The following is a 5,663-nucleotide window of genomic DNA, read 5'->3' on the forward strand; positions in this document are numbered from 1 at the left end:
ACACACTCTGGGCCAAAAGCGGCCATTCAACTTCTAGGCCGTTGCCACGAACTATTGCTTTGGAAGACCGCTGTCTTCCAGATGGCGACTCTAAACGATGGACAAACTAATGTTAAAGCCAGCGGCGAACCTGGGTTTGATAAGCCGAATACTCGCTGCCGAACAGAGTTATCAGAGCACGCTCCTCGGGCCTGATCTGGAAGCGATTCATATACAGCACAAACCCCAGTACCCCAAACAAGGCAATTGGTGAGGCCAAGTAGCAGGCCCAGGCCAGCAGCAACAGGGCAAAGCCGACGTACATCGGGTTGCGTGAGTATTGATAGATACCCGAGCGCACCAGTGCCGATGCGGTTTCAGGCTTCAGCGGATTGACGGTGGTCTGCGCCTGCCGAAACGACAGTACGCCGGCCACGCTGAAGCAAACGCCAACGGCCACCACTAGCAGCGCCACCAGTACCCGCACTGAATGCGCCAGGTCGAGGCCCGGCACATAGCGGGCGGCCAGCCACATCAACAGCCCAAACAGAGCGGTCACAACCGGCGGGGGTATCTTGTTTTCCAGTGCTCGCATAAAAACTCCCGATTAAGCAGCCATGACTTTTGCGCCAGTCGCTATGTTTAGCGCACTTTTTGCAGTTCGCTCTGCACCAGTTCTAGCAGCGGCTCAGGGCCGAACTTTGTCAGCAGCTTGGCGTTGCAACCAGTATGCACAGCAGCTATCGAGCTGGGCGGTTCATCTTGATGACGAAGCTCCCATTAAGGCCGGGGGTGGCCACTACAACGTGAATCGCGCCGGGGGCTTGTAACTACTTTTCCGCGCTCTTCTAAGGCGATGGTCAATGACGGTGGCTTTTCCCAACATGGGTGTGCCCGTCATCCGGAAGCGCACTGACTCCGCCAGTGGTGTTCAGGCGCTGGAGAATTCCACACTCGTCTACGCCCCGCTCAGAGGCGCAACGGTGTCGTAACTCAACCAGCTGTTGTTGCAGGGCCAGCAGGCTGGTCACGCGCGCTTGCACATGCGCAATGTGCTCATCCACTAAGCTATTCACACCTTCACAGTTTCCCTCTGGCCGATCCATCAGCGCCAACAAACTTCTGATCTCGTCCAGGGTCATGTCCAGTGTTCGGCAGTTACGGATGAACGTAAGCCGCTCAAGGTGCTCACTGCTGTAAAGGCGGTAGTTGCCCTCACTGCGAGCCGGAGCCGGCAACAGCCCCTCACGCTCGTAATAGCGAACCGTTTCAACCTGGCAATCGGCAAGCTTGGCCAGCTCTCCAATTTTCATGAAGCACCTCTTCGACAAACGCTTGACCCTGAAGTGGCTTCAGGGTGTTCACTCTGCACAACTGATCAATGAGGATACCTTCATGGCTGGCTGCTGCGGTGACGAATACAAACCTGAAGCGGTTTCAAAGGATGTCTGCTGTGACGCCAACGAAGCAAGCAACTGCTCTGCCACAGTGGCTACAGCGGTAAATACCGTAACCGGCTCCAGGCTCAGTAGCTTCCGCATTGCGCAAATGGACTGCCCTACCGAGCGGACGCTGATTCAGGACAAACTGAGCAAGCTCGCAGGCATCGATAAGCTCGACTTCAACCTGATCAATCGGATTCTTGGGGTATGGCACAGCTTGCCGTCGACCGCGCCTATCGAAGCGGCGATCTCGTCCCTGGGCATGCAAGCAGAGCCGCTATCTGCTGAAGGGCAAGCCCGCATCAAAATCGAACAGATGGACTGCCCAACGGAAGAAAAGTTAATCCGCGACAAGCTGACCTCACTACCCGGTATCAGTGCGCTGGAGTTCAACCTGCTTCAACGTGTACTGACGCTCAGCCACTCAGCAGAAGCCCTGCCAGTAGCACTGGCAGCTATTCGCGAGCTTGGTTTCACGCCAGTGGTTGAGGGTTCCGCAGCAGCAAACGAAGAAGCGCAAGGCACCCCGCGCAAGAAGGCCTGGTGGCCCTTGGCGCTATCGGGGGTGGCCGCCGTATCGGCGGAAGTGATCCACTTTGCCGAGCTTGCGCCAGATTGGGCTGTGGCTGGCATGGCGCTGCTCGCCATTCTGCTTTGCGGCCTGACGACCTATAAAAAGGGCTGGATCGCGCTGAAGAACCGCAACCTGAACATCAATGCGCTGATGAGTATCGCGGTGACCGGTGCGGTGCTGATTGGGCAATGGCCAGAAGCGGCCATGGTCATGTTCCTCTTTTCTGTCGCCGAGTTGATCGAAGCGAAGTCGCTGGATCGGGCTCGCAATGCCATCCGTGGCCTGATGGATCTGACGCCAGAGCGCGCCACGGTGCAGCAGATTGATGGCACATGGCTGGAAGTTGACGTTAAAACCATCGCCGTAGGCGCATTGGTTAGGGTTCGACCGGGCGAGCGAATCGGCCTCGATGGCGAGGTTACTGCCGGCAACTCCACCATCAACCAAGCGCCGATCACAGGGGAAAGCTTGCCTGTAGAGAAAACCATTGGCGATCCGGTTTTTGCTGGAACCATCAATGAAGCCGGCTCCTTGGAATACCGCGTCCTGGCCGCCGCTGCCAACACCACGCTGGCACGTATCATTCACGCGGTCGAGGAGGCGCAGGGTTCACGCGCGCCGACCCAGCGCTTTGTCGATCAATTCGCCAAGGTATACACCCCTGTCGTATTCCTATTCGCCCTGGCTGTCGCCATCGTGCCGCCACTCTTCATGGCCGAGCCCTGGTACGACTGGATCTACCGTGCCCTGGTACTGCTGGTGGTTGCCTGCCCTTGCGCCTTGGTCATCTCGACACCTGTCACCATTGTCAGTGGTTTAGCTGCGGCTGCACGCAAAGGCATCCTGATCAAAGGCGGCGTTTATCTGGAAACTGGCGGCAAGCTTGGCTTCCTGGCCCTCGACAAGACCGGAACCATTACCCATGGCAAACCCGTGCAAACCGACTACATGCCGCTGGTTGAACAGGACTCAGAACTCAATCGCACCCATGCTGCCAGCCTCGCCAGTCGCTCTGACCACCCGGTTTCGCAAGCGATAGCCAAGCATGCCACTGAGAATGGCCTGACGTTCGCTACCGTTGAGGGATTCGAAGCCCTGCCGGGTCGAGGTGTACGGGGCACCATTGATGGCATGGATTTCCACCTGGGTAACCACCGTCTGGTGGAAGAGCTTGGCCTCTGCTCACCCGAGCTGGAGGCGACGCTGGAACGTCTCGAACGCCAAGGCAAAACAGTGGTGGTGTTGTGCAATCCGCAGCGTGCCATTGCCCTGTTCGCGGTTGCCGATACCGTCAAAGACTCCAGCCGCCAGGCAATCGAGGAGCTTCATGCGCTGGGTGTGAAGACCACGATGCTGACCGGCGATAACCCGCACACCGCAGAAGCCATCGCACAGCAAGTGGGCATCGACGAAGCACGCGGTAATCTCCTGCCAGTCGACAAATTGCAGGCCGTTGAAGCATTGCAGGCGCGTGGCTACGTTGTTGGGATGGTCGGCGATGGCATCAACGATGCGCCGGCGCTGGCGAAGTCCGAAATCGGGTTCGCCATGGCCGCTGCCGGCACGGACACGGCTATCGAAACTGCGGATGTAGCCTTGATGGATGATGACCTGCGCAAGATCCCGGCCTTTATCCGCCTGTCCCAACAGACCGCCGTCATCCTCAAGCAGAACATCGTGCTGGCGTTAGGGATCAAGGCTCTGTTTCTCGCCATTACTCTAACGGGACAGGCGACGATGTGGATGGCAGTCTTTGCAGACATGGGTGTCAGTCTGCTGGTGGTGTTCAACGGCCTGCGCCTGCTTAAAAAGTAGGAACGGAGGATTGAAGATGAAAGCAGCATTGCAACTTGCAATTGAACAAGCCTTTCAACAGGCCGAGCACGCCATGCAGCAGAGGCGTAATACCGAGGCCTTTCAATGGCTGGAGCGTGCGCACATCCTGACTCAACGCCAGCCCTTGCCGCACGCCAGATCACACTGGCTGATGCTCACGCTCGGTTGGCAGATTGGCGATTATCGCGAGGTGGCCGGGCAAATACCGCGCATTTTCGCGGCCTTGTTGTTCTCCAGAATCTGGGTGCCCCTCGGCAATACAGGCCGCTCCAGAGTCAGTGCTTTCAAGCCCATGCCGGTTCCTGAAGAACTCCAGACCTTGCTTGCGAGTGACGAGCAAAACCTATCCAGCCGGTGATTGCGCCCATGCAAGTCGATCTCGCCACCCAACTGCCGTGCCCACTTGCAGAGGTGATCGCCCAGGTGCGCACACCACGCCTGCTGCGTCAGGTTGCTTCACCCTTATTGAGTTTCAGCCCGCTGGCTCCGGCTGAGTTTCCTGATACCTGGAGCGAGGGCACCTACTGGGTCAAGCTGAAGTTATTCGGCGTACTTCCCATTGGCCGTCAGGCGATTGTGATTACCTACCCGCAGATGGAAAACGCTCAGACCTTCATGCTTAGAGACAACGGCTATAGCCCGCTGATCACCAAGTGGGATCACGTCATTACGGCTCAAGAAGTGAGTGGCGGAACGCTTTACCGAGATCGCGTGACTATCGAGGCCGGCATCCTCACCCCGTTCGTGTGGCTTTTTGCGCGTCAGTTTTACGCCCACCGTCAGCGCCGCTGGGCAGCTTTGGCGGCAAATGGCTTTAGCTACTGAAGCACGCCATGCCCAGACAGGGCTGCTCACCTAGAGAGCAATACCTCTTGGCCACTGAAAATTCGCTCCCCCAGGCAACCTCCTTGGTCGGGGCAGCTTTAATACAACCTGTAGCAGGTACGGGGTCAACTTTTGACCTGCATCAGGCTACACCCGTCTTCGAGGTCTATATTGACTACTGGTGACTCACCCCACGACCCACTTTCACCTGCAAGGAACTGAGCAATGAAAGCACCAAAACTCGCCGCCTTCGCTTTGGCGGCTGCGCTTTTTCCGGCCTTAACCTTTGCGCAGCAGGACTCCAGCGCCACCAGCCAGGCTCAACAGCAGCCAATGAGCGTTGAGCAATTTGATCAAGAGATGGCGAAGGCACAAGAAAACCTGAAGAAAATGCAGGAGCAAATGAGCCAAATTCAGAAAGCTAGCGACCCTGCACAGCGTCAGAAACTGATGCAAGAGCACCAAACCATGATGCAGCAAGGAATGCACATGATGAACGGAATGCGTGGTGGCGGAATGATGGGGTGCTGCGGAGGGGGCATGAAGGGCGGTCACATGATGGGTGGGGGTCACATGATGGGCTGGGATCAAATGGGCAGCCACTACTCCCAGATGACGCCTGAGCAGATGAAGCAGCATCAATACATGATGGACAGGTACATGGGTATGCAGCAGATGATGATGGATCAGATGATGCAGCATCAGCAGCATATGGGCATGCCACAGCGCTGAGACTTCACACTTATTCCACGGACAGCATGCTGTTCCCGTACGGTATGAATACTTTCATGCGCCAGCCCAACTCACACTAAGGGGCGTTGGGCTGGCGCCCACCGATTCAATTTTTGGCTCACCTGAAGATTCAGCGCTAAAGCACCTGTAAATGGTGACTCTTGTGTGCGCGCCGTCGACGCATCAACCAATAGGCGGCACGAATACGTCAACTCTGTATCAGCGGACACCTGCATGTATGGCTGGCTAATGGCTGCTTTTGGCCCAGAGTGTGT

At 57.0% G+C, this 5,663-nt stretch carries 6 protein-coding genes; 4 read left to right on the plus strand and 2 right to left on the minus strand.

Annotated elements, in window-relative coordinates:
- Positions 1-112: 112 nt before the first annotated feature.
- The gene (locus tag YA0848_RS35380) at positions 113-574 is read right to left on the minus strand and encodes a methyltransferase family protein (protein ID WP_017246261.1); all 462 of its coding nucleotides are present in this window, start codon (positions 572-574) and stop codon (positions 113-115) included.
- 265 nt (positions 575-839) lie between these two features.
- Positions 840-1,292 (minus strand): Cd(II)/Pb(II)-responsive transcriptional regulator, encoded by a 453-nt coding sequence (cadR, locus tag YA0848_RS35385; protein ID WP_017246263.1) that lies wholly within the window; start codon positions 1,290-1,292, stop codon positions 840-842.
- Positions 1,293-1,527: 235 nt separating this feature from the next.
- Here cadR and YA0848_RS35390 point away from each other — a divergent pair, with 235 nt between their 5' ends.
- The 4 genes from YA0848_RS35390 (at position 1,528) to YA0848_RS35405 (ending at position 5,388) form a co-directional block, all read left to right on the plus strand.
- Positions 1,528-3,810 (plus strand): heavy metal translocating P-type ATPase, encoded by a 2,283-nt coding sequence (locus YA0848_RS35390; RefSeq protein WP_017246264.1) that lies wholly within the window; start codon positions 1,528-1,530, stop codon positions 3,808-3,810.
- Positions 3,811-3,826: 16 nt separating this feature from the next.
- Entirely contained in the window at positions 3,827-4,189 is a 363-nt protein-coding gene (locus YA0848_RS35395) for a DUF3703 domain-containing protein (protein ID WP_017246265.1), read from the plus strand.
- A gap of 8 nt (positions 4,190-4,197) precedes the next feature.
- Positions 4,198-4,656 (plus strand): hypothetical protein, encoded by a 459-nt coding sequence (locus YA0848_RS35400; RefSeq protein ID WP_017246266.1) that lies wholly within the window; start codon positions 4,198-4,200, stop codon positions 4,654-4,656.
- Positions 4,657-4,881: 225 nt separating this feature from the next.
- Positions 4,882-5,388 carry a hypothetical protein gene (locus tag YA0848_RS35405; RefSeq protein WP_023109115.1) on the plus strand — a complete coding sequence of 169 codons (507 nt, stop codon included), beginning with the start codon at positions 4,882-4,884 and terminating at the stop codon, positions 5,386-5,388.
- Positions 5,389-5,663: the final 275 nt, after the last annotated feature.

Source organism: Pseudomonas sp. S4_EA_1b (genome assembly GCF_016307435.1).
Taxonomy (GTDB): Bacteria; Pseudomonadota; Gammaproteobacteria; order Pseudomonadales; family Pseudomonadaceae; genus Aquipseudomonas; species Aquipseudomonas rhodesiae.

What these genes read in the sequence shown, in the direction of transcription:
- YA0848_RS35390 (WP_017246264.1), top strand. Translation starts at nt 1,528, where the DNA reads ATGGACTGCCCTACCGAGCGGACGCTGATTCAGGACAAACTGAGCAAG.
- cadR (WP_017246263.1), bottom strand. Translation starts at nt 1,292, where the DNA reads ATGAAAATTGGAGAGCTGGCCAAGCTTGCCGATTGCCAGGTTGAAACG.
- YA0848_RS35400 (WP_017246266.1), top strand. Translation starts at nt 4,198, where the DNA reads ATGCAAGTCGATCTCGCCACCCAACTGCCGTGCCCACTTGCAGAGGTG.
- YA0848_RS35395 (WP_017246265.1), top strand. Translation starts at nt 3,827, where the DNA reads ATGAAAGCAGCATTGCAACTTGCAATTGAACAAGCCTTTCAACAGGCC.
- YA0848_RS35405 (WP_023109115.1), top strand. Translation starts at nt 4,882, where the DNA reads ATGAAAGCACCAAAACTCGCCGCCTTCGCTTTGGCGGCTGCGCTTTTT.
- YA0848_RS35380 (WP_017246261.1), bottom strand. Translation starts at nt 574, where the DNA reads ATGCGAGCACTGGAAAACAAGATACCCCCGCCGGTTGTGACCGCTCTG.